This is a genomic window from Kocuria tytonis, assembly GCF_003226895.2.
In the GTDB taxonomy this organism is placed as follows: Bacteria; Actinomycetota; Actinomycetes; order Actinomycetales; family Micrococcaceae; genus Kocuria; species Kocuria tytonis.
Genome location: NZ_PNJG02000001.1, coordinates 262491 through 283651 on the forward strand (window position 1 = coordinate 262491; position 21161 = coordinate 283651).

The 21161-nt window shown below is 71.6% G+C and carries 19 protein-coding genes and 1 pseudogene; all 20 read left to right on the top strand.

Annotated features, from left to right (window positions below):
- Positions 1-26 precede the first annotated feature (26 nt).
- The 20 genes and pseudogenes from C1C97_RS01280 (at position 27) to C1C97_RS01375 (ending at position 21161) form a co-directional block, all read left to right on the top strand.
- Positions 27-1238, top strand: coding sequence for an MFS transporter (locus C1C97_RS01280; RefSeq protein WP_121029770.1), 1212 nt, complete (start codon positions 27-29; stop codon positions 1236-1238).
- A 177-nt stretch (positions 1239-1415) separates the two neighbouring features.
- The gene (gene dtd, locus C1C97_RS01285; protein WP_121029771.1) at positions 1416-1868 is read left to right on the top strand and encodes a D-aminoacyl-tRNA deacylase; all 453 of its coding nucleotides are present in this window, start codon (positions 1416-1418) and stop codon (positions 1866-1868) included.
- Between the two features lie 88 nt (positions 1869-1956).
- Positions 1957-3540 (top strand): replication-associated recombination protein A, encoded by a 1584-nt coding sequence (locus C1C97_RS01290; protein WP_233542651.1) that lies wholly within the window; start codon positions 1957-1959, stop codon positions 3538-3540.
- Between the two features lie 137 nt (positions 3541-3677).
- A complete protein-coding gene (locus tag C1C97_RS01295) occupies positions 3678-5405 on the top strand; it encodes a glycerol-3-phosphate dehydrogenase/oxidase (protein WP_121029772.1) in 1728 nt (575 codons plus the stop codon).
- Positions 5406-5480: 75 nt separating this feature from the next.
- On the top strand, positions 5481-6212 hold the full coding sequence (locus tag C1C97_RS01300; protein WP_199712146.1) for an MIP/aquaporin family protein: 732 nt from the start codon (positions 5481-5483) through the stop codon (positions 6210-6212).
- A gap of 44 nt (positions 6213-6256) precedes the next feature.
- Positions 6257-7777: a glycerol kinase GlpK gene (glpK, locus tag C1C97_RS01305; RefSeq protein ID WP_110919831.1), complete on the top strand. Its 1521-nt coding sequence runs from the start codon at positions 6257-6259 to the stop codon at positions 7775-7777.
- Between the two features lie 217 nt (positions 7778-7994).
- Entirely contained in the window at positions 7995-8633 is a 639-nt protein-coding gene (rpsD, locus tag C1C97_RS01310) for a 30S ribosomal protein S4 (RefSeq protein ID WP_110919832.1), read from the top strand.
- A 207-nt stretch (positions 8634-8840) separates the two neighbouring features.
- Positions 8841-9177, top strand: a pseudogene (locus C1C97_RS01315) (DUF948 domain-containing protein); the annotation flags it as partial.
- Positions 9178-9412: 235 nt separating this feature from the next.
- Positions 9413-9871 carry a hypothetical protein gene (locus C1C97_RS01320; protein WP_121029774.1) on the top strand — a complete coding sequence of 153 codons (459 nt, stop codon included), beginning with the start codon at positions 9413-9415 and terminating at the stop codon, positions 9869-9871.
- Positions 9871-12558: an alanine--tRNA ligase gene (gene alaS / locus C1C97_RS01325; protein WP_121029775.1), complete on the top strand. Its 2688-nt coding sequence runs from the start codon at positions 9871-9873 to the stop codon at positions 12556-12558. The genes C1C97_RS01320 and alaS overlap by 1 nt, the downstream gene beginning before the upstream one ends.
- On the top strand, positions 12558-13055 hold the full coding sequence (ruvX, locus tag C1C97_RS01330) for a Holliday junction resolvase RuvX (protein WP_121029776.1): 498 nt from the start codon (positions 12558-12560) through the stop codon (positions 13053-13055). The genes alaS and ruvX overlap by 1 nt, the downstream gene beginning before the upstream one ends.
- 144 nt (positions 13056-13199) lie before the next feature.
- Positions 13200-14345: an endolytic transglycosylase MltG gene (mltG, locus tag C1C97_RS01335; protein WP_233542652.1), complete on the top strand. Its 1146-nt coding sequence runs from the start codon at positions 13200-13202 to the stop codon at positions 14343-14345.
- Position 14346: 1 nt separating this feature from the next.
- Positions 14347-15273, top strand: a complete 927-nt coding sequence (locus C1C97_RS01340; protein WP_233542653.1) for a shikimate dehydrogenase family protein — start codon at positions 14347-14349, stop codon at positions 15271-15273.
- A 128-nt stretch (positions 15274-15401) separates the two neighbouring features.
- Positions 15402-16652 carry a chorismate synthase gene (aroC, locus tag C1C97_RS01345; RefSeq protein ID WP_121029778.1) on the top strand — a complete coding sequence of 417 codons (1251 nt, stop codon included), beginning with the start codon at positions 15402-15404 and terminating at the stop codon, positions 16650-16652.
- Positions 16649-17206: a shikimate kinase gene (locus C1C97_RS01350; protein ID WP_110919838.1), complete on the top strand. Its 558-nt coding sequence runs from the start codon at positions 16649-16651 to the stop codon at positions 17204-17206. Before aroC ends, C1C97_RS01350 begins: the two co-directional genes overlap by 4 nt.
- Positions 17203-18288 carry a 3-dehydroquinate synthase gene (aroB, locus tag C1C97_RS01355; RefSeq protein WP_121029779.1) on the top strand — a complete coding sequence of 362 codons (1086 nt, stop codon included), beginning with the start codon at positions 17203-17205 and terminating at the stop codon, positions 18286-18288. Before C1C97_RS01350 ends, aroB begins: the two co-directional genes overlap by 4 nt.
- Before the next feature lie 120 nt (positions 18289-18408).
- Entirely contained in the window at positions 18409-18972 is a 564-nt protein-coding gene (gene efp, locus C1C97_RS01360; RefSeq protein ID WP_110919840.1) for an elongation factor P, read from the top strand.
- Complete coding sequence (gene nusB / locus C1C97_RS01365) at positions 18969-19385, top strand: transcription antitermination factor NusB (protein WP_110919841.1); 417 nt, start codon at positions 18969-18971, stop codon at positions 19383-19385. Before efp ends, nusB begins: the two co-directional genes overlap by 4 nt.
- Positions 19386-19497: 112 nt before the next feature.
- Positions 19498-20181 (top strand): bifunctional pyr operon transcriptional regulator/uracil phosphoribosyltransferase PyrR, encoded by a 684-nt coding sequence (gene pyrR / locus C1C97_RS01370; RefSeq protein ID WP_121029780.1) that lies wholly within the window; start codon positions 19498-19500, stop codon positions 20179-20181.
- Positions 20178-21161: an aspartate carbamoyltransferase catalytic subunit gene (locus C1C97_RS01375; protein WP_121029781.1), complete on the top strand. Its 984-nt coding sequence runs from the start codon at positions 20178-20180 to the stop codon at positions 21159-21161. The genes pyrR and C1C97_RS01375 overlap by 4 nt, the downstream gene beginning before the upstream one ends.

Here is a 21161-nt window from a genome sequence, read left to right on the forward strand (position 1 = left end):
CGCACGGACACACCGGCCGGGGCCTCGTGGCCCTGGCCGGCGTCGTGGTGACGGCGTTCTCCCTGCGTCTCGGTGTCTCCGGGGTCTCACCCGTCCTCGGGCGGATCACCCAGGAGCTGCACCTGAGCTCCGCCACGGCCGGTGTGCTCGCGATGATGCCCTCGCTCGGCTTCGCGCTGATGGGACTGCTCACCACACTGGTGATGCGCCGGGTGAGCCTCGAGGCCCTGCTGGCGAGCTCGTGCGCGGTCACGGCCCTGGGGTCGCTGGCCCGGGCCCTCACGGGCGGCACCACCTCGTTCGTGGTCCTCACGTTCGTGGCCATGTGCGGTCTCGGCGTGGGCAACGTGGTGCTGCCGCCCGTGATCAAGAAGTACTTCCCCGACCGCATCGCCGCGCTGTCCGCGGTGTACTCCATGCTGCTGGGCCTGTCCACCGCCACGGCCCCGTTCTTCGCCGTCCTGCTCGCGGACCTCGGCGGCTGGCGGGTCTCCGTGGGCTCCTGGGCGGTGTTCTCGGTGCTCGCACTGGTGCCGTGGCTCGGGCTCTGGGCGGGAGCACGACGCCGCCGCGGCCCCGCCGCGCCGCACGGCACCGGGCAGCCCCCGCCCGTTCCGCAGCTCACCACCTCACCCGTGCCCCCGTGGCGCACCCGCATCGGGTGGGGCGTGGTGCTGATGTTCACGGGAACTTCCGCGAACACGTTCTCGATGTTCCTGTGGCTGCCCCGGTACCTCACGGACACCGGGTTCTCGGAGCACACGGCGGGACTCATGCTGTCCTACTACGCCATCCTGGGGGTGCCGGTGAGCTTCGCGGTGCCGTTCCTGGTCCGCCGGTTCGGCAGCTCGCTGGTCCTGGGGCTGAGCACGGTGGTGCTCTACGCGGTGGGGTACTTCGCGCTGCTCTCCTGGCCGCACGCGCAGTGGGGGCAGCTGCCCCTGGTGTGGGCGTGGATCACGGTGTGCGCGCTGGCACAGGCGTCCTTCCCGCTGTCCATCACGCTCATCAACGCGCGGACCCGCACGACCGCCGGAGCGGGTGCGCTGTCCGGCTTCGGGCAGGGGCTCGGCTACCTCGCGGGGTGCGTGGGCCCGCTCGCGTTCGGCCTGCTCCTCGGGGTCACGGGCGGCTGGTGGGCCTCGTTCGGCTACCTGTGGGCCATGCTCGCGGTCCTGAGCGTGGGCATCGTCCTGACGGGGAAGCACCGGTTCATGGAGGACGAGCCCGCGCGCTGACGCGGCGCGCGGGGACCTGGCGTGCGGGGGCACCACGCGGCGTCGTGCGGCGGTGCCGCGATGGTCTCACTGGTGGGTCCGGTGGGTCCGTGCGCCCGGCCCGCTGCCCGTGCGGCGCCGTCGTCGCCGGATGGGCTGCCGCGGACCGTGGGGCCGGGGGTGTGGTGGACTGGGCGCATGAGAATCGTGCTGCAAGTGGTGTCCCGGGCTGCGGTGACCGTGGCGGACCGGACCGTCGGGGAGATCGACGGGCCGGGTCTGCTGGCCCTGGTGGGGGTCACCCACACGGACACCCCGGAGACCGCGGTGAAGCTCGCGGAGAAGGTGGCCGGGCTGCGGATCCTGCCGGGGGAGACCTCGTGCGCGGACCGGCCCGCGCCCATGCTGGTGGTCAGCCAGTTCACCCTCTACGGGGACGTGCGCAGGGGCCGCCGGCCGTCGTGGTCCCACGCGGCGCCCGGGGAGGTGAGCGAACCGCTGTTCGAGGCGTTCGTGCGGGCGGTCCGGGACCGCGGCGTGACCGTGGAGACGGGTGAGTTCGGGGCCCACATGGAGGTGTCCCTGGTCAACGACGGACCCCTGACCGTGATCGTGGACAGCGACGAGCTGGAACGACCCCGCCGGGGCTGACGGCACCGCGCCGCGAACCGTGCGTGGGCGCCGCGCGCCTCACGTGCGGCGCGCTGTGCGTGTCCGGCGGGGGACGTAGGGTCGAGGCGTGAGTGACTCCCTGTTCGACATCCCGGATCCGCAGGACTCGCGCGCCGCCCGTGCACCGCAGGACGGCCCCGGTCCGAACGCGGCCGTGCGGCGGGGTCGCTCGCGTGCCCCGCTCGCGGTGCGCATGCGCCCGCGCACCCTGGACGAGGTGGTGGGCCAGAAGCACCTGCTGCGCACGGGCTCACCGCTGCGCGCACTGGTGAACGGGCGCCCGGGCCCGGCCGCGCCGTCCTCGGTGATCCTGTGGGGTCCACCCGGAACGGGCAAGACCACGATCGCCCAGGTGATCGCCCGCGGGCACGGCACCAGCTTCGTGGAGCTCTCCGCGGTCACGGCCGGTGTGAAGGACGTCCGGCGGGTCATGGACGAGGCGCTCACCGCGCGGGACCTGCACGGACGCACCACGGTGCTGTTCCTGGACGAGATCCACCGCTTCACCAAGGCCCAGCAGGACGCGCTGCTGCCGGGTGTGGAGAACGGGTGGGTGGTCCTCGTGGCGGCCACCACGGAGAACCCGTCCTTCTCCGTGATCTCCCCGCTGCTCTCACGCTCCCTGATGCTCACCCTGCAGCCGCTCACGCGCCACGACATCGCGGAGCTGCTGGACCGCGCGGTGACGGACCCGCGCGGCCTGGCCGGCGCCGTCGTCCTGGCGCCCGAGGCGCGCGAGCACCTGCTGGACGTGGCCGGGGGAGACGCCCGCAAGGCCCTCACCTCCCTTGAGGCGGCGGCCGGGGTGGCGCTGTCCCACGCGGCGGACGACGCCGGCGGGCAGGGCCCCGCGGCGGCGTCCCCCACGGGGGAGCCGGAGGCACCGGGTGACGCCGGCGGGGCACCGGGCGGGACCGCCGAGCCCTCGTCCGGCACCGCCGGGGCCCCCGAGGCGGGCGCGGCCCGGCCGCGGGCGCAGGACCCGGGGACGGTCACGGTGACCCTGGAGCACGCGGAGGAGGCGGTGAACCGCGCGGCCGTGCGCTACGACAAGCAGGGGGACCAGCACTACGACGTGGTGAGCGCGTTCATCAAGTCCATCCGCGGCTCGGACGTGGACGCCGCCATGCACTACCTCGCGCGCATGATCGAGGCGGGGGAGGACCCGCGGTTCATCGCCCGGCGGCTGGTCATCTCCGCGTCCGAGGACATCGGCATGGCGGACCCCACCGCGCTGCAGAGCGCGGTGGCCGCCGCGCAGGCCGTGCAGCTGATCGGGATGCCCGAGGGTCGGCTCCCCCTGGCCCAGGCGGTCGCGCACCTGGCCACGGCGCCCAAGTCCAATGCCGCGTACCTGGCCGTGGACGCGGCGATCGCGGACGTGCGGGCCGGCCGCGCGGGCCCCGTGCCCCCGCACCTGCGCGACGCCCACTACCCCGGCGCGGGACAGCTGGGCCACGGCAGGGGCTACGTCTACGCCCACGACGCCCCCAACGCCGTGGCCGCCCAGCAGTACCCGCCGGACGAGCTCGTGGGCCGGGACTACTACGAACCCACCCCGTACGGGCACGAGAAGCAGGTCTCCCGCAGGGTGGAGATCCTGCGGGAGATGGTGCGGGGCCCGGGCCATGGGAGCGGTCGTGACGAGTGACCCGCAACACCCGGTAGGGTGTCCTGGAGCACGCCATGGCCCACCCCCAGGTTGGTTCTCCCGTTCACGCGCGAGGACTATCGTATGATCCACCCGAAAAATCATCGGCTACCCATCGGTAGACAGGAGCGGCAACAGTGCCTCTGACCTCTTTGAACGCACAGCAGCGCAGCAACGACCTCCGCGCCATGGCGGACCACCCCGTGGACGTCCTGGTCATCGGCGGGGGCATCACGGGCGCCGGGATCGCGCTCGACGCCGCCACTCGCGGTCTCTCGACCGCCATCATCGACGCCCAGGACTGGGCCCAGGGCACCTCCTCGCGCTCCTCCAAGCTCGTCCACGGCGGACTGCGCTACCTGCTGCAGCTGAACTTCGCGCTCGTCGCGGAGGCGCTGAAGGAACGCGACCTGCTCATGCACCGGCTGGCCCCGCACCTGGTCAAGCCCATCCAGTTCATGTACCCCCTGACCCACAAGGGCTGGGAGCGCCCGTTCGTGGCCACGGGCATCGGCATGTACGACACCCTGGCCCACGTGGGCGCCAAGGCGGAGTCCCTGCCCATCCAGCGCCACCTCAGTGCCACCGGGGTGCGCAAGACCTTCCCGGGCATGCGCGACGACGCCGCCGTGGGCGCCATCGTCTACTGGGACGGCCGCGTGGACGACGCCCGCCTGACCCTCGACCTCGTGCGCACCGCGCAGCGCTACGGAGCGCTCGCCGCCAACCGCGCGGCAGCCCGCAACCTGATCCGCGACGACTCCGGCCGTGTGGTCGGCGCCCACATCGAGGACCTCACCACGGGTGAGACCCGCGAGGTGCGCGCCAAGGCCGTGATCTCCGCCGCGGGCGTGTGGACCGAACCCGTCCAGGACCTCGCGGAGTCCGAGACCGGCCTGAAGGTGCTGGCCTCCAAGGGCATCCACGTGGTGGTCCCCAAGGAGCGCCTGGACGGATCCACCGGCATCATCCTGCAGACCGAGAAGTCCGTGCTGTTCATCATCCCGTGGGACAACTACTGGGTGATCGGCACCACCGACACCCCGTACGAGCGGGACCTCGCGACCCCCACGACCACGCGAGAGGACGCCGAGTACGTGCTGGAGCACGCGAACAAGATCCTGCGGGACCCGCTGACCATGGACGACGTCATCGGCACGTGGGCCGGTCTGCGTCCGCTCGTGCAGCCGGGCACCAAGGGCGAGGCCACGCCCTCCACCAAGATCTCCCGCGAGCACTCCGTGGTGGAGGCCGCCCCCGGTCTCTTCACGATCGCCGGCGGCAAGCTCACCACCTACCGTGTGATGGGCAAGGACGCCGTGGACGCCGCCCTCGGCAAGCAGGCCGCCAAGGCGAACCCGTCCATCACCGAGCACGTGGCGCTGCTGGGCGCCCAGGGCTGGTCCGGTCTGATGAACCAGTCCGAGCACCTGGCCGAACGCTCCGGTATGGAGCGCGTCGTCGTCGAACGGTTGCTCAACCGCTTCGGCGACGAGACGCTCGAGATGATCGACACGATCACCGACCACCCGGAGCTCGGGGAGCCCGTGCCGGGCGCCGAGCAGTACCTCAAGATCGAGATCCAGCGCGCCGTGACCCACGAGGGTGCCCTGGACCTCGAGGACGTGATGTGCCGCCGGACGCACCTGAACTACGAGCAGCGCGACGGCGGCTCCGCGGCCGCCCCGGAGATCGCCCGCATCATGGGCGACGTGCTCGGCTGGGACGAGTCCGAGCGCTCCCGTCAGGTGGACCTCTACGAGCAGATGCGCCGTGCCGAGCACGCCGCACTCGAGGAGAACGACGAGGAGGCGGCTCAGCGGCTGCGTGACGGCGCGGGCAACCCCTACCCGAAGCGGGGCTGACACCAGATCCCGGGCCCGGAACCACTCCGGGCCCCCGAACACCCACTGGAGGGTGCAGTGAATGGAGTAACCGAGGTGGCGTTGTCCACCGTGTTCATGTCGGAGGCCTTCGGCACGGCCGTGCTCGTGCTGCTGGGCTGCGGCGTGGTGGCCAACGTGGTGCTGCCACGTACCAAGGGCAACGGGGCGGATTGGCTGCTCATCAGCTTCGGCTGGGGCTTCGCCGTGTTCGCCGCTGTGTACGTGGCGCACGCCTCTGGTGCGCACCTGAACCCCGCGGTGACGGTGGGCATGCTCGCCGGGCAGCAGTCCGAGTACGCACCCGGGGTGGCCATCACCCCGGGGAGCACCGTCGTCTACCTGGTCGCCCAGTTCGTGGGTGGTCTCGTGGGCGCACTGGTGTGCTGGCTCGCGTACAAGAAGCACTTCGACGCCGCCGGGCGCGACGGCGTGCCCACCATCGACGTGTTCTCCACCGGACCCGAGATCCGCAGCACGGGCTGGAACTTCCTCACCGAGGTCATCGCCACCTTCGTGCTCGTCTACGTGATCCTGGTCTTCGGCCAGACCCCGAGTGAACTCGGCCCGCTCGCGGTCGCGGTGCTCGTGGTGGCGATCGGCATGAGCCTCGGCGGTCCCACCGGGTACGCGATCAACCCGGCCCGTGACCTCAGCCCGCGCATCGTCCACTCCCTGCTGCCCATCCCGAACAAGCTGAGCAGCAACTGGTCCTACAGCTGGGTCCCCGTGCTCGGCCCGCTCGTGGGCGGCGCGCTGGCCGGTGTGGCCGCGCACATGATCGGCTGACCACGCGCGACCGCCGCACACTCTCATTCGACGAAGGAGTCACCATGACCGAACCCCAGTACGTGATGGCCATCGACCAGGGCACCACGAGCACCCGCGCGATCGTCTTCGACCACTCGGGCAGCATCGTGAGCGTGGGTCAGTACGAGCACGAGCAGATCTTCCCGCGCGCCGGGTGGGTGGAGCACGACGCCCTGGAGATCTGGCGCAACACCCGCCGCTGCGTGGCCGACGCGCTGGCCGAGAACGAGCTCACCCGTGAGGACCTCGCGGCCGTGGGCATCACCAACCAGCGCGAGACCACCGTGGTGTGGGACAAGAACACGGGCGAGCCGGTCTACAACGCCATCGTGTGGCAGGACACCCGCACCCAGGACATCGTGGACGAGTTCGCGAAGGACGGCGGTGAGGAGCGGTTCCGTCAGCTCACCGGACTGCCCCTGGCCAGCTACTTCGCGGGCCCCAAGGTCAGGTGGATCCTGGACAATGTGGAGGGCGCCCGCGAGCGTGCGGAGGCCGGTGACCTGCTGTTCGGCACCACCGACAGCTGGGTCGTGTGGAACCTCACGGGTGGCACGAACGACGGCGTGCACGTCACGGACGTGACCAACGCGTCCCGCACACTGCTCATGAACATCGACACCCTGGACTGGAACGAGGAGCTGTGCCAGGTCATGGGGATCCCCATGTCCATGCTCCCCGAGATCCGCTGCAGCTCCGAGGTGTACGGCAAGGGCCGGTCCCGGGGCTTCCTCAAGCAGGTTCCGATCGCCGGCATCCTCGGCGACCAGCAGGCGGCGATGTTCGGGCAGACGTGCTTCACACCCGGCATGGGCAAGAACACGTACGGCACCGGCAGCTTCCTGCTGATGAACGTGGGGGAGACCCCGGTGCGCTCCGAGCACGGACTCATCACCACGGTCTGCTACCAGATCGAGGGCGAGAAGCCCGTCTACGCCCTGGAGGGCTCCATCGCCGTCACGGGTTCGCTGGTCCAGTGGGTCCGCGACAACCTCGGGCTCATCCAGGACGCCAAGGAGATCGAGCCGCTCGCACGCGCCGTGGAAGACAACGGCGGCGCGTACTTCGTGCCGGCCTTCTCCGGCCTGTTCGCCCCGCACTGGCGCCCCGACGCGCGCGGTGCCCTTGTAGGACTCACGCGCTACGTGCGCAAGGAGCACATCGCGCGCGCCGTGCTGGAGGCCACCGCCTACCAGTCCCGCGAGGTCGTGGAGGCCATGAACAACGACTCCCAGCAGGACCTGGTGGAGCTGCGCGTGGACGGCGGGATGACCGCCAACGAGCTGCTCATGCAGTTCCAGGCGGACCAGCTGGGCGTGCCCGTGATCCGGCCGAAGATCACCGAGACCACCGCGCTCGGTGCCGCGTACGCCGCCGGTCTCGCGGTGGGCTTCTGGTCGGACCTGGACGAGATCACCCAGAACTGGGCCGAGGACAAGCGCTGGGACCCCCAGGGTGAGCGCGAGCAGCAGGACAGGCTGTTCCGCAACTGGGGCAAGGCCGTGACCAAGTCATTGGACTGGGTGAACGAGGACGTGGACTGAATCGGCTATAGTTGATCGCTGGCTGGCACGTCCTCGTGCCGTCGTGCCCCGTGGTGTTCCACGGCAGCGCACGGCACCGAGGACGCTAGGTCCGTCGGATTGCGGCTGATCCGCACCTCTCCCGCGGGAACCGATTTCCCCGCGCCGGAGGCCAGTACCACCCAGAACGGAACGCGGGCCCTGCCCGTACGCCGTCGAACCGCAGGAAAGGCAACTCTTGTCCCAGAACAACAGCTCACGTGCGCGCCGTCAGGTGCGCAAGTCCCGTGCCCTCGGCATCGCGCTGACGCCGAAGGCCGAGAAGTACTTCGAGCGTCGCCCGTACGCCCCCGGTGAGCACGGCCGTGCCCGCCGCAAGCAGGACTCCGACTACAAGGTGCGCCTGACCGAGAAGCAGCGGCTGCGCGCGCAGTACAACATCCGCGAGAAGCAGATGCACCGCGCGTACGTCGAGGCCAAGCGCGTGGAGGGCCAGACCGGTGAGAACCTCATCGCCCTGCTCGAGACCCGCCTGGACGCCCTCGTGCTGCGCGCCGGATTCGTGCGCACCATGGCGGCGGCGCGCCAGGCCGTGGTCCACCGCCACATCATGGTGGACGGCCAGCGCGTGGACCGTCCCTCGTTCCGCGTGCGCCCGGGTCAGATGATCCACGTGCACCCGCGCTCCGAGAAGATGGTGCCGTTCCAGATCGCCGCGACCGGTGCGAACCAGGATGTCCTGCCGGACACCCCGCCGTACCTGGACGTGACGATCGACCGGCTGCAGGCCACGCTCTCCCGCAAACCCGAGCGCTCCGAGGTCCCCGTGACCTGCGAGGAGCAGCTCGTGGTGGAGTACTACGCACGCATGGCCTGATCATCCGTGCCCGTGCCGTCCCTCGCCGGACGGCGCCCGAACAGCCCGCGGTTCACCCCGCGGGCTGTTCGCGTTCCCGGCACCACCCTGTCCCTCGGCGCACCCGGATTCTCCGCGTCACCCGGGATGTTGGGTAGAGTTGCGCTTCGGTCGGTGCTTCCGCACCGACACCCCCACAACGACCCACGAACGGAGAAGTGGTCATCCATGGACGGTGGAGATCTTGCCGGATTGCTCGCCGCACTCGTGTTCGCGGTGCTCGTGGGTCTGCTCGCACTGCCCATCGTGAAGCTCGGCCGTGTGTTCGACGAGCTGCGGCTGACCATCCGGTCCATCAACGACGGAACCACGCCCCTGATCGACGAGGTCACCCGGACCGTGAGCACCACCAACACGCAGCTGGAGAAGGTGGACGGCATCACCTCGAACGTCTCCGACGCCTCCGCGAACGTCTCGGCCCTGTCCTCGCTGGTCGCCTCCACCGTGGGGCAGCCGCTGATCAAGGTGGCGTCCTTCTCCCACGGTCTGCGCCGGGCCTTCAGCCCGCAGCAGGGCAGCGCCGGTGCCCGCCCCGCCGACGACGCGTCGTCCGGTGCCGAGGGCACGGGCGCGGGCTCCACGTCACCCGGAGCCGAGGCACCGCGTCAGGAACCGGGACGACCGCGGGCGGCCCGTGAGGACACGGGTAGTGCGGCGTCGTCGCACCCCCACGCGGCGGACACCGCGCGCGGGCCCGCGACCGGGTCCGACGGTCGACCCACGGACGGCAGGAGCTGAGCATGGGAATGTGGTCCAAGCTGGCGCTGCTCGCGGCCGGCGCCCTCGTGGGCGGAGCGGCCACGCGGGTCGCCTCGGATCCCGCCGCCCGGGAGGCGATCGGGCGAGCGGTGCAGGGCGCCCCGGAATCCACCGCGGTGGCGCGCACCGCGAACGGGGACGTCGCGCACCGCCCGCGCTCCGGCGCCGTGGCGACCCTGCGTTCCACCGCGCGCCGGTTCGGCGCGTTCGCCGCGCGCGTCCGCACGGGGATGGACGAACGGGAGGCCCAGCTGCGCGAGCAGTTCGGGGTCCGCACACCCGTGGACCACACCGCCAACCACCCGGACCCCGGCGACTCCGCCGTGCCCCCGGCGGGCGTTCCGTGGCACTCCGTCACGTCCCACGGTTCCGCCTCCGGCCCGGAGGACCCCCGGCGCCGAGTCATCGATCACGACCCTTCGGAAGGAAACGAGCGGTAATGCTCTCTCATGAGATCACCCAGCGCTGGCTGAGCTACTTCGAGGCCAGGGGACACCACGTGGTGCCCTCGGCGTCCCTGGTGTCGCAGCAGCCCGGAGCCATGTTCACCATTGCCGGCATGGTGCCGTTCATCCCGTACTTCCTGGGCCAGGAGACGCCCCCGTACCGGCGCGCGACCTCCGTGCAGAAGTGCATCCGCACCCTCGACATCGACGAGGTGGGCAAGACCGCGAGGCACGGCACGTTCTTCCAGATGGCCGGCAACTTCTCCTTCGGCGACTACTTCAAGTCCCAGGCGATCCCGATGGCGTGGGAGCTGCTCACGAGCGCCCCTTCCGAGGGCGGCTTCGGGCTGGACCCGCAGCGGCTGTGGGTCACGGTCTACGAGGGCGACCAGGAGTCCTACGACCTGTGGCACGACACCGTGGGTCTGCCCGCCGAGCGCATCCAGCGCATGGGGCGGGACGAGAACTACTGGGACACGGGACAGCCCGGCCCCGCCGGTCCCGACTCCGAGATCTTCTACGACCGCGGGCCCCGCTACGGCCAGGACGGCGGCCCGGCGGTCGACGACGACCGCTACATCGAGATCTGGAACCTCGTGTTCATGCAGTACCAGCGCGGCGAGGGCACCGGCAAGGACTACGAGATCCTCGGGGACCTGCCCCAGCAGAACATCGACACCGGTCTGGGCGTGGAGCGCCTGGCCATGCTGCTGCAGGGCGTGGAGAACTTCTACGAGACCGACCAGGTGCGCCCGGTGCTGGACGCCGCCGCAAAGCTCTCCGGCCGCGCCTACCGCGGTTCCGAGAAGGCCGGGGAGGAGGGCTACGAGGACGACGTCCGCATGCGGGTGGTCGCCGACCACGTCCGCTCGTCCCTGATGCTCATCGCCGACGGCGTGACCCCCGGCAACGAGGGCCGCGGGTACATCCTGCGGCGGCTGCTGCGCCGCGCGGTGCGGGCCATGCGGCTGCTGGGCGTGATGCAGCCGTGCCTGCCCGTGCTGCTGCCCGAGTCCCGGGACGCCATGAAGGGCGTCTACCCCGTGGTCGAGAAGGACTTCGAGCGGATCTCCCGGATCGCCTACGCCGAGGAGCGGGCGTTCCTGAAGACCATCGAGTCCGGGACCACGCGCCTGGAGCACGCCGTGGACCTCGCCAAGGGCGAGAAGCGCGCCCTGAGTGGGGCGGACGCGTTCGCGTTGCACGACACCTTCGGCTTCCCGATCGACCTCACCCTCGAGATGGCCGGCGAGGCCGGGGTGGCCGTGGACGAGAAGGCGTTCCGCGAGCTCATGGCGGAGCAGCGCCACCGCGCCCAGGAGGACGCCCGCGCCAAGAAGGGCGCCCTGGCGGACCTCTCCGAGCTGCGCCGCATGCTCGACGACCACGCCACCGAGTTCACGGGCTACACCGAGCTGGTCACGCCCACCACGGTGCGGGCCATCCTCTCCGACGGCGTCTCGGTCCCCGCCGCGAGCGAGGGCGAGCACGTGGAGATCGTGCTCGAGCGCACGCCGTTCTACGCCGAGTCCGGTGGCCAGGCCGCGGACGTCGGGGTCATCGACTCCGCGGCCGGGTTGCGCCTGAGCGTGGAGGACGTGCAGCAGCCCGTCAAGGGACTGTCCGTCCACAAGGCCACGGTCGCCACCGGCCAGGTGGTCGTGGGGGACGAGGTCATGGCCCGCGTGGACTCCCGCCGGCGCCACGACGGCGAGGCCGCGCACTCCGGCACGCACGTGGTGCACGCCGCGCTGCACGACGTCCTGGGCCCGGACGCGGTCCAGCGCGGCTCCTTCAACAAGGAGGGCTACCTGCGCTTCGACTTCTCCCACGGCGAGGCCGTGACCCCGGCACAGCTGCAGGAAATCGAGCAGATCGCCAACACGGCCATCCGCGACGACTTCGAGGTGGTCACCCGGGAGATGCCGCTGGCCGAGGCCAGGCAGCTCGGCGCCATGTCCCTGTTCGGCGAGAAGTACGGGGAGCAGGTGCGCGTGGTGGAGATGAACGGCCCGTGGTCCCGTGAGCTGTGCGGCGGCACCCACGTGGGATCCACCTCCCAGCTCGGCTCCCTCTCGCTGGTCTCCGAGCAGTCCGTGGGCTCGGGCAACCGGCGCGTGGAAGCGCTCGTGGGCCTGAACTCGTTCAACCACCTCGCCGCGGAGCGCACCCTGGTGAACCAGCTCACCGGGATGCTCAAGGTGCAGTCCAGCGCCGAGCTGCCGGAGCGGCTGTCCGCGACCCTCGACAAGCTCAAGGAGACGGAGCGGCAGCTCACCGCGCTGCGGCAGCAGCAGCTGCAGGCCCAGGCCGGGCAGCTCGCGCAGAACGCCGAGCGGGTGGGCACGGTCACCGCCGTGCTCCACGACGCCGGGGAGATCGACTCCGCGGACGCCCTGCGCACCCTGGCCCTGGACCTGCGCTCGCGCCTGGGCTCCGCGGCGGCCGTCGCGGCGGTGACGGGCGTGGCCAACGCCCGCCCGCTCGTCGTCGTCGCCGTCAACGACGCCGCCCGGGCCGCCGGCCTCGCCGCCGGGCAGCTCGTGCGCACCGCCGCGTCCACCCTCGGCGGCGGCGGGGGCGGCAAGCCCGACGTCGCACAGGGCGGTGGCTCCGACCCGGCCAGGATCCCCGATGCGCTGGCGGCCGTCCGCCGCCAGATCTCGAGCACGGCGGGCTGATGCCCGAGACGTTCGAGCGGGGCGTGCGCATGGGCGTGGATGTCGGGTCGGTCAGGGTGGGCATCGCCCTGACCGACCCCGACTGCGTCCTGGCCACACCCCACCAGACCCTCGCGCGGGACAAGGACCCCCGCAAGGCCTTCGACGTGAAGATCATCACCAAGCTGTGCGTGGAGCGCGAGGTCACCGCGGTGTACGTGGGTCTGCCGCGCAGCCTCGACGGGGCCGAGAACCCGTCCACGCGCATGGCCCGTGATTACGCCGCGACCCTGGTTCGTCGGCTAGGCTCACGGGGGTGCACCACTCAGGTGCGCCTGGTGGACGAGCGACTGTCCACGGTGACCGCGCACCGGTCACTGCTGGACTCCGGGGTGTCCCGACGCCACCACATGGACAGGGTCGACCAGGCCGCGGCCGTGACGTTCCTGCAGACCGCGGTGGACCAGGGCACGCGGACCGGTGCGGAACCCGGCGAACCGGTGCCGGACCGTGCGTAGCCGGCTGAGCCGTGCCCCGCACCCCGGCCGGGAGACCGGCGCACCAGAGACCACCAGAACGGCGGACGGAGACAATTCGTGAGCGATGAGCCGCGCGGCCACGGCACCGGCGGGGAACACCCCCAGCACCGGTCCACTGACGATGTGCTGACGTTGTCGAACACCTCGGACGAGGGCTCCCACTCGCCGCTGGACGGTTCGTTCGAGCACCACGACGTGACCCCCGAGCAGCGCAAGCGCCACCGGGTGCGCTCGCGTGCGTCCATGGCCACGGCCGTCGCGCTGTTCGTCGCGGCCCTGCTCGTGGTCGTGGCGGTGCTGGGCTCCGCGCTCGGGCTGTTCGAGCGCAAGGACTACCACGGCTCCGGGGACCAGGACGTCAACTTCTCCGTGGCGGACGGCAGCACCACCGGTCAGATCGCCCAGGACCTGCAGGCCAAGGACATCGTGGCGAACGCGTCCTACTTCGTCTCCTCCTTCCAGGAGCGCTACCCCGAGGACTTCATCCAGCCCGGGGACTACCGGCTCAAGACCAGGATGCGCTCCGAGGACGTCATCAACACCATGATGGACAAGGGCGAGGCCACGCACTACGCCGCCATCCCCAAGACCCAGCGCCTGGACGACACCTTCACCACGCTCAGCGGGGCCACCGGAATCGCCAAGTCCGAGTTCGAGAAGCTCTCCGAGGACCGGGCGAAGTTCGGCGTCCCCGATGCGTTCCCCAACCTCGAGGGCTGGCTGCACCCGGGGGAGTACCGCTTCCCCCTGGACGCCACCGCGGAGCAGGTGCTCCAGGACATGGTGGACCGCACCAAGGACACGCTCACGCGCAACGAGGTTCCCGAGGACAAGTGGTTCGACGTGCTCACCATCGGCTCCATCGTGGAGTTCGAGGGCACGCCCAAGAACTACCCGTCCGTGGCCGGCGCGATCGAGAACCGCATGAACAACCCCGAGGGCGAGACGAGCGGGTTCATCCAGTCGGACGCCTCCGTCACCTACGGCCTGGGCACCAAGACCGTGCACCTCACGGACGAGGAGAAGAAGGACAAGTCCAACCCGTACAACACGTACGCGAATCCCGGACTGCCCGTGGGCCCCATCGGCTCCCCGAGCGACGACGCCATCGCGGCCGCCGCCAAGCCCGAGAAGAACGACTACTACTACTGGGTCACGGTGAACCTGGACTCCGGCGAGACCAAGTTCGCCAAGACGTACGAGGAGCACCAGAAGTACGTGGCGCAGTACAACCAGTGGTGCTCGGACCACGAGGGCAAGTGCTCGTGACGTGCCCGCGGTGACCGGCCCGGTGCTGCGCGCCGCCGTGCTGGGGCACCCGGTGGGGCACTCGCTGTCCCCGGTGCTCCACGCGGCGGCCCACGAGACGCTCGGACTGCGCGCCGAGTACACCCGGCGGGACGTGACCGAGCGGGAGTGGGGCGCGTTCTGGTCCGCGGCCCGGGCCTCGGGCGGCTGGAGCGGTTTCTCGGTGACCATGCCGCTGAAGCCGCTGGCCGCCCGGGACGCCGACGAGACCACGCCGCTGGTGCGCGCGCTGGGTGCGGCCAACACGCTCACGCGACGGGCGGACGGCTCGGTGGTCGCGGCCAACACCGACGTCATGGGCATCATGTCCGCGCTGACCGTCGCGGGGCAGGTCCCCGGCGCGCCGAGCGCGGTGGTCCTCGGGGGCGGTGCCACGGCCGGCGCCGCGGTGGCCGCCCTGCACGGTCTCGGCGCCCCCGCGGTGGACGTGGTGGTGCGGTCACCCGAACGGGCGCGCAGCCTGCACCGCGTGGCCGACGCCGTCGGGACCACGGTGCGGGTCCGGCCGTGGTCCCAGGCGGCCGCACTGCTGGGCACCGCGGACGTCGCGGTGGTGACCCTGCCGCCCCGGGGAGCGGACGAGCTGGCCGAGCAGTGGGATGCCCTGCGCCCCTCGGTGGGCGGCGTGCTCCTGGACGTCGCCTACGATCCGTGGCCGTCACGGATCGCGGCGTCCTGGCAGCGGGCCGGAGGCGCGATCGCACCGGGTGTCGATATGCTGATCTTCCAGGCGGTGGACCAGGTGCGGTGGTTCGTCAACGGCGAGCCCACCGCGGCGCTGCCGGGTGAGGACCACGTCACGGCCGCCATGTGCCGTGCGGTCCAGCGCCCCGAGCGCGGCGTCCCCGCGCGGGTCCGGGGGGCCCAGGCGGCGCTACTCGCCCCGTGAACCGGCGGCCACGCCGAGCGGCCCCCCGGCGGACCGGGCACGCCGAACCGGTCCCACCCGGTCCCTGACCGGGCGGGAACACGACCACGGGGGATCCGCGCGATCCCCCCGAAGAACTGGAGACTCGTATGTTGCGTTGGCTCACGGCCGGGGAATCCCACGGCGAGGCCCTGGTGGGGATCATCGAGGGCGTGCCCGCCGGCGTGGAACTGACCACCGCCATGATCCAGGACGCGCTCGCGCGCCGCCGGCTCGGCTACGGCCGCGGGGCGCGGATGAAGTTCGAGCAGGATCGCGTGCGCATCCTGGGCGGGGTCCGGCACGGTCTCACGCAGGGCGGGCCCGTGGCCCTCGAGATCGCCAACACCGAGTGGCCCAAGTGGCAGGACGTGATGAGCTCGGACCCCGTGGACCCGCAGGTGCTGCAGGGCCGCGCCCGCAACGCGCCGCTCACCCGCCCGCGTCCCGGGCACGCGGACCTCACGGGCATGCAGAAGTACGGTTTCGACGAGGCCCGACCGGTGCTCGAGCGCGCCTCCGCGCGCGAGACCGCCACCCGGGTGGCCCTGGGAGTCGTGGCGGCGCAGCTGCTCGCGGCACTGGGCATCCGCCTGGTCTCGCACACCACCGCCGTCGCCGAGGTCACCGTCCCCGACCGCGCGGCCCTGCCCGGCCCGGACGACGTCGCCGCGCTCGACGCGGACCCGCTGCGGTGCTTCGACGCCGCCACGTCCGCCGCCATGGTGGCCGCCGTGGACGAGGCGCACAAGGCGGGGGAGACCCTCGGTGGCGTCGTCGAGGTGCTGGCCGAGGGGATGCCCCCGGGGCTCGGCTCCTACGTGCACTGGGACCGGCGCCTGGACTCGCGACTCGCCGGTGCCCTGATGGGCATCCAGGCGATCAAGGGCGTGGAGGTGGGGGACGGGTTCCGCACCGCCGCCCGGCCCGGCTCGCAGGCCCACGACGAGACCCTGCGCGCGGACGGCTCGGTGCACCGCGTGAGCAACCGCGCCGGCGGGATCGAGGGCGGCATGTCCACCGGGGACCTGCTGCGGGTGCGTGCGGCCATGAAACCCATTGCCACCGTGCCGCGCTCCCTGCACACGGTGGACGTGGCCACGGGCGAGCCCGCCCGGGCCCACCACCAGCGCTCGGACGTGTGCGCGGTGCCCGCCGCGGGTGTGGTGGCCGAGGCGATGGTGGCCCTCGTGCTCGCGGAGGTCGCGCTGGAGAAGTTCGGTGGCGACTCCGTGGCCGAGCTCGTGCGGAACAGGGACTCCTACCTCGCGGCGATCCCCGAGGCGCTGCGCACCTCCGCCGAGCTCGCGGACCCCGCGGCCCTGGCCGCCCTGGACGAGGTGCGCGGGGACCGCTCATGACGGGGGCGCCCCTGCCCGTGGTGCTGATCGGACCCATGGCCGCGGGCAAGTCCCGCGTGGCGCAGCACATGGCCTCGCGCTACGGCTTCGACCACGTGGACACGGACCGGGTGATCGAGTCCCGGCACGGGCCGATCCCCGAGCTGTTCCGCACCCGGGGGGAGGCCGAGTTCCGCCGGATCGAGGCGCAGACCGTGGCCGAGCTGCTGGATGACCCCCGCAACGCCCACGCCGTGATCTCCCTGGGCGGGGGCGCGCCCATGTCACCGCTCGTGCAACCCCTGCTCGCGGGGCGCACCGTGGCGTACGTGGACGTGGACCTGGCAACCGTGCGCCCGCGCATCCGCGGCAACACCACCCGTCCCCTGCTGCAGCCGGACCCCGAGACCCGGTGGGCGCAGATCATGGCCGAGCGTCGTGACACCTTCGAACGACTGGCCACCATCACCCTCGACGGCCGCGCCCCGCGCACCGTCCGGCAGCTGGCACGAGAGCTCTACGACGCACTGGGCGCACCCGCCGTCCCGGGGCACCGAAAGGACCGCACCGCATGAACGAGACCGTGATCCCCGTCCGCGGGGCCACCCCCGAGAACCGGTACGACGTCCTGGTGGGCAACGGCCTGCTGGGCCGCGTCCCCGAGCTGCTGGGGGAGCGCGTGAAAAAGGTGCTCATCATCCACCCCCGCGCGCTGCGCACCACCGGGGACGTGGTGCAGGAGAACCTGCGCGCCGCCGGGATCCAGAGCTTCGTGGCCGAGATCCCGGACGCCGAGGAGGGCAAGCGCGTGGAGGTCGCGGCGTTCTGCTGGCAGATCATGGGCCAGTCCGACTTCACGCGCACGGACGCCGTGGTCTCCGTGGGCGGCGGCGCGGTCTCGGACCTCGCGGGCTTCGTGGCGGCCACGTGGCTGCGCGGTGTCCGGGTGCTCCACCTGCCCACCACCCTGCTGGGCATGGTGGACGCCGCCGTGGGCGGGAAGACCGGGATCAACACCGCGGAGGGCAAGAACCTGGTGGGCGCGTTCCACCCGCCGGCCGCGGTGGTGTGCGACCTGGACTCCCTGGCCACCCTGCCGGAGAACGAGCTGCTGACCGGGATGGCCGAGGTGGTCAAGTGCGGGTTCATCGCGGACCCCGGGATCCTCACGCTGACCCAGGAGCACCCCGCCGAGGTCCGCGACAGCTCCTCCGCCGTGGTGCGCGAGCTCGTGGAGCGCAGCGTGCGCGTCAAGGCCGAGGTGGTCTCCGCGGACCTCAGGGAGTCCGGGCGGCGCGAACACCTCAACTACGGCCACACGCTGGGCCACGCGATCGAGCACAACGAGCGCTACCAGTGGCGCCACGGCGCGGCGATCTCGGTGGGCATGGTCTTCGCCGCGGAGCTCGGCCGTGCGGCAGGGACCCTGTCCGACGACGTCGTCACCCGGCACCGCGAGATCCTCACCTCCCTGGGGCTGCCCGTGAGCTACCGGGCGGACCAGTGGCCGCGGCTGCTCGAGGTGATGAAGCGGGACAAGAAGACCCGCGGGAACCTGCTGCGCTTCGTGGTCCTGGACCGGATCGCCGCGCCGCGGATCATGGAGGTCCCGGACCCGGCCATCCTCTTCGCGTGCTACCAGGAGATCGCCGACTGACACGCGGCCCCCTGCGGGGCCCGCACCCCGGCAACGGGGGATCCGGCCGCACGCGGTAGACTGGTCCGGCTCCACGAGCCGGACCCAGTGCGGCGACGTACCCGACGAGAAAGTGACACCGTGGCAACCAGCAACGACATCAAGAACGGCACCATCCTCAAGCTCGACGGCAACCTCTGGCAGACCATCGAGTTCCAGCACGTCAAGCCCGGCAAGGGCGGCGCGTTCGTGCGCACCAAGCTGCGCAACGTGACCAGCGGCAAGGTGGTGGACAAGACGTTCAATGCCGGTGCCAAGATCGAGACCGCCACGGTGGACCGCAGCGAGTACCAGTACCTGTACCAGGACGGCGAGGACTACGTCTTCATGGACAACTCCACGTACGACCAGATCACGGTGCCGAGCGTCGTGGTGGGGGACGCCGCGAACTTCATGCTGGAGAACCAGAACGTGACCGTGGCCATCCACGAGGGGGCGCCGCTGTACATCGAGATGCCGCCGTCGGTGGTGCTGGAGATCACCTACACCGAGCCCGGCCTGCAGGGCGACCGCTCCACCGGCGGCACCAAGCCCGCCACCGTGGAGACCGGCTACCAGATCCAGGTTCCGCTGTTCCTCGAGCAGGGCACCAGGGTCAAGGTGGACACGCGCACCGGCGACTACCTGGGACGCGTCAACGAGTGAGCGGCGCACGGAGCAAGGCGCGCATCCGCGCCGTGGAGATCCTGTTCGAGGCCGAGCAGCGCAACGAGTCCGTCCGGGACGCCCTGGTGCGACGGCGCGAGAACTCGTCCTCGCCGATCAACCCGTACACCGTGGACATCCTCGAGGGCGTGGATGCCCGCCGCGAGGACATCGACGAGTTCCTGGAGACCTACTCCCAGGGCTGGGCGCTGAACCGGATGCCCGCCGTGGACCGCAACGCCCTGCGCGTGGGCGCGTGGGAGCTGCTCTATAACGACGAGATCCCGGACGGCGTGGCCGTCGCGGAGGCCGTGTCCGTCACCAAGCAGCTGTCCACGGACGACTCCCCGCGATTCGTCAACGGTCTGCTCGGGCGGCTGCAGAAGGTCAAGCCCTCGCTGCTGGACGACTGAGACCGCGACCCCGGTTCGTGCGACCCACGGGCCGGGGTTCTGCGTGTGGTAGCTTCGAGAACCGATCGCACCCTTTAAATTCCGTCCCGTGAGGCGGGGAAGGAGGCGGCACGTGAGCGTGCCCGAACACGCCGAGACCTCGCCGGGGACCACCACCTCCCGCGTGATCCTCTCGACAGCCGACATCGATCGCGCCCTGTCCCGGATCGCCCACGAGATCCTCGAGTCCAACAAGGGCCCCGAGAACCTCGTCCTGCTGGGCATCGCCCGCAGGGGATACCCGCTCGCCCGGCGCCTGGCCGCCCGGCTCGAGCAGATCGACCCCGGGTTCCGCGCCGCGGCCTCGACCGGGCAGCTGGACATCACCATGTACCGGGACGACCTGCGCCGGAACCCGGCCCGCACCCCGCAGCCCACGCTGCTCCCCGAGTCCGGGATCGACGGCCGCACGGTGGTGCTCGTGGACGACGTCCTGTTCTCGGGCCGCACCATCCGCGCCGCACTGGACGCCCTCGTGGACGTGGGCCGCCCCGACGTCGTGCGCCTCGCGGTGCTCGTGGACCGCGGCCACCGCGAGCTGCCCATCCGCGCGGACCACGTGGGCAAGAACCTGCCCACGTCCTCGCAGGAGAAGGTGCGGGTGCTGCTGCGCGAGTCCGACCCCGAACCGCGCGCCGCCGGTCACGAGGACTGCGTGGTCATCGACGCCCCCGTGGCCTCGGACCCCGACGTCGCCCGCTCACCCGGGCGCGCGGCGTCGTCGTCCCGGTCCGGACAGGCGGGTGAGCGCGCGTGAAGCACCTGCTGAGCACCTCCGAGCTGAGCCACGCGGACGCGGTGCAGATCCTGGACACCGCGGACCAGATGGCCGCCGTGTCCTCCCGCGCGGTCAAGAAGCTGCCCGCGCTGCGCGGGCGCACCGTGGTGAACCTGTTCTTCGAGGACTCCACCCGCACCCGGATCTCCTTCGAGACCGCCGCGAAGCGGCTCAGCGCGGACGTGATCAACTTCTCCGCCAAGGGCTCCTCGGTGTCCAAGGGCGAGTCGCTGAAGGACACCGCCCAGACGCTGATGGCCATGAGCGCGGACGCCGTGGTGATCCGCCACCCCTCCTCCGGGGCCCCGCAGCAGCTCGCGGACTCCGGGTGGATCGACGCCGCGGTGGTCAACGCCGGGGACGGCAAGCACGCGCACCCCACCCAGGCGCTGCTCGACGCCATGACCCTGCGCCGGGTCCGGTCCCGCGCCACCGGGGTGGCGAGCACCGGCATGGACCTGGAGGGCATGCACGTGGTGATCGTGGGGGACGTGCTGCACTCGCGCGTGGCCCGCTCCAACGTGTGGCTGCTCACGACCCTCGGGGCACGCGTGACGCTGGTGGCCCCGCCCACCCTCGTGCCCGTGGCCACGGACAACTGGCCGTGCGAGGTGAGCTACGACCTCGACGCCGTGCTGTCCGAGGCGCCGGACGCCGTGATGATGCTGCGCCTGCAGCGCGAGCGCATGAACGCCGCCTTCTTCCCCAGCGAGGCCGAGTACACGCGCGGCTGGGGGCTGACCGCCCAGCGCGTGCAGCGGCTGGAGGCCGTGGGCGCGCCCACCGTGTTCATGCACCCGGGCCCCATGAACCGCGGGCTGGAGATCTCCTCCGAGGCCGCGGACTCCCCGCGCTCCACCGTGCTGGAGCAGGTGGCCAACGGCGTGTCCGTGCGGATGGCCGTGCTGTTCCTGCTGCTCTCCGGCGACGAGAGCTCCCCGAACCCGAGCGAGAACTGA

Bases quoted from the DNA above. Each gene is read 5' to 3' on its own strand.
- dtd (WP_121029771.1), top strand. From the start codon at position 1,416: ATGAGAATCGTGCTGCAAGTGGTGTCCCGGGCTGCGGTGACCGTGGCG.
- glpK (WP_110919831.1), top strand. From the start codon at position 6,257: ATGACCGAACCCCAGTACGTGATGGCCATCGACCAGGGCACCACGAGC.
- C1C97_RS01320 (WP_121029774.1), top strand. From the start codon at position 9,413: ATGGGAATGTGGTCCAAGCTGGCGCTGCTCGCGGCCGGCGCCCTCGTG.
- alaS (WP_121029775.1), top strand. From the start codon at position 9,871: ATGCTCTCTCATGAGATCACCCAGCGCTGGCTGAGCTACTTCGAGGCC.
- ruvX (WP_121029776.1), top strand. From the start codon at position 12,558: ATGCCCGAGACGTTCGAGCGGGGCGTGCGCATGGGCGTGGATGTCGGG.
- aroC (WP_121029778.1), top strand. From the start codon at position 15,402: ATGTTGCGTTGGCTCACGGCCGGGGAATCCCACGGCGAGGCCCTGGTG.
- C1C97_RS01350 (WP_110919838.1), top strand. From the start codon at position 16,649: ATGACGGGGGCGCCCCTGCCCGTGGTGCTGATCGGACCCATGGCCGCG.
- aroB (WP_121029779.1), top strand. From the start codon at position 17,203: ATGAACGAGACCGTGATCCCCGTCCGCGGGGCCACCCCCGAGAACCGG.